Source organism: Deltaproteobacteria bacterium, assembly GCA_009930495.1.
Classification (GTDB): Bacteria; Desulfobacterota; Desulfovibrionia; order Desulfovibrionales; family Desulfomicrobiaceae; genus Desulfomicrobium.
The window spans coordinates 1-1,773 of record RZYB01000341.1 but is presented as its reverse complement, the minus strand read 5'-3'; the positions used below and the strand labels follow the sequence as shown (position 1 = coordinate 1,773).

1 protein-coding gene is annotated in these 1,773 nt (G+C 69.9%); it reads left to right on the top strand.

All coding sequences use genetic code 11. The annotated features are described in order from the left end of the window. The coding region (locus tag EOL86_14495) for a hypothetical protein (GenBank protein NCD26781.1) at nt 1–1,773 on the top strand (1,773 nt) is incomplete at both ends.

Sequence of the window (1,773 nt, the reverse complement as noted above, 5' to 3'; positions counted from 1 at the left end):
GCTGGCCACGGGCGGCGACGCCCTGCGCGTGTACCACCCCCGGCCATACGCCCTGTACAACGAGTACGGCCCGAGCGAGGCGACCATCATGGCCACCTGCCACCACGTGCGCTCCGCCGCTTCGCCCATTCCCATCGGCCGACCCATTGCCGGCGCGCGCTGCCTGCTCCTGGACCGCCACGGCAATCCGCAGCCCGCCGGCCTGCCCGGCGAACTGCACCTAGCCGGCCCAGGCCTGGCCAGGGGCTATCTGCACCAGCCGGAGCAAACCGCGCGCGCCTTCGTCCCCAATCCTTTCGCCGATCCGACCGACCCAGACGACGCCCGTCTGTACCGCACCGGCGACCTCTGCCGGGAACTGGCCGACGGAAGTCTGGAATTTCTGGGCCGCATCGACGACCAGCTCGGCATCCGGGGCTTCCGCGTCGAACCGGCGGAAATCGAACAGGTTCTGCTGACCCATCCGGACGTGGACGCGGCCGTCGTGCTGGCCCAGGCCGACGCATCCGGAGACCCGGTGCTCTGCGCCTATGTCGCGGCCCGGACCCTGGACGAGGAGAGTCTTTTGGCCCTGGCCCGGCGCACCCTGCCGGCGCACATGGTGCCGTCCCTGTTCGTGCGCCTGGACGTCCTGCCCCTGACGTCCAACGGAAAAATCGACCGCGCCGCCTTGCCCAAGCCGTCGCGTCCTCGCACCGGCCAGGGTCCCCTCCCCGGCACGGCGCTGGAACTGGCCCTGGCCCGCATCTGGCGCGACGTGCTCGGCATTGACGGCGTGGGGTTGGACGAGGATTTTTATCGCCTGGGCGGCGATTCGCTCAAGGCCGTGCGTCTGGCCGGTCGGCTCGAAAGCGTCCTGGGCCGCGCCATGACCACGGCCGAACTCATGGGCGGCGTGACGATTCGCTCCCTGGTCCGCCGGATCGAGAGCGGCCAAAACGGCTGGCGACCGCTGGTGCCCCTGCGCGAAGGCGTGGGCACGGCCGTGGTTCTAATCCACGCCGTGGGCGGCTCGGTGCTCTGCTACCGCGACCTCGTCGACGCCCTGCCCGAGGGACGCCCGGTGTTCGTGCTGCCGCCGTATGGCATGGATCACGGACAAAAACCGGACACGCGTCTGGATGTCCTGGCGGCGCGCTATGTCCCGGCCTTGATCGAACGTTTTCCGGACGGGGACTTTCTGCTGGTTGGCCTGTGCATGGCCGGAATGACGGCCTGGGAACTGGCCCGGCAGCTGCTTGGCGCCGGCTGCGCCCCGCGCGGCGTCGTCTCCCTGAACACGCGCAGCCGACTGCTCGTCGATGACCACGGGCAGCCCGTGCCGGCTGGGGACATCCCCGACGAGGTGCCGGAAGAGGCCGTGGCCATCGGCCTTGCGACCATGGGCGGCTACGACGGCCACGCCCCGGACAACGATGACGACCGTGTCCGGGCCATGCTTGGCGCCCAGTTGCTGGCCTGGGGGCATTACGTTCCCGTGCCCCTGCCCCTGGCCATGACCTGCCTGCGGCCGGCCGACCCCGTGGACGGCGCGTATCTGCCCTTTGAAACCAGGCCCCTGGGCTGGGACGGACTGGCCTTGGCCGGAGCCACGGAACGGTATTGCCCCGGCAATCATTTCAGCATGTTCAAAGCACCCCACGCCGCGACCATGGCCGCCGTCATCGAGGAGCTGGCCGCAACGTCCGGCGCGGAGAGCGATGCCGCGCCGCTCACGCCCATCCAGCGCTGGTTTTTCGGTCTGGACATGCGCCACGGCCAGTTCTTCCAGTC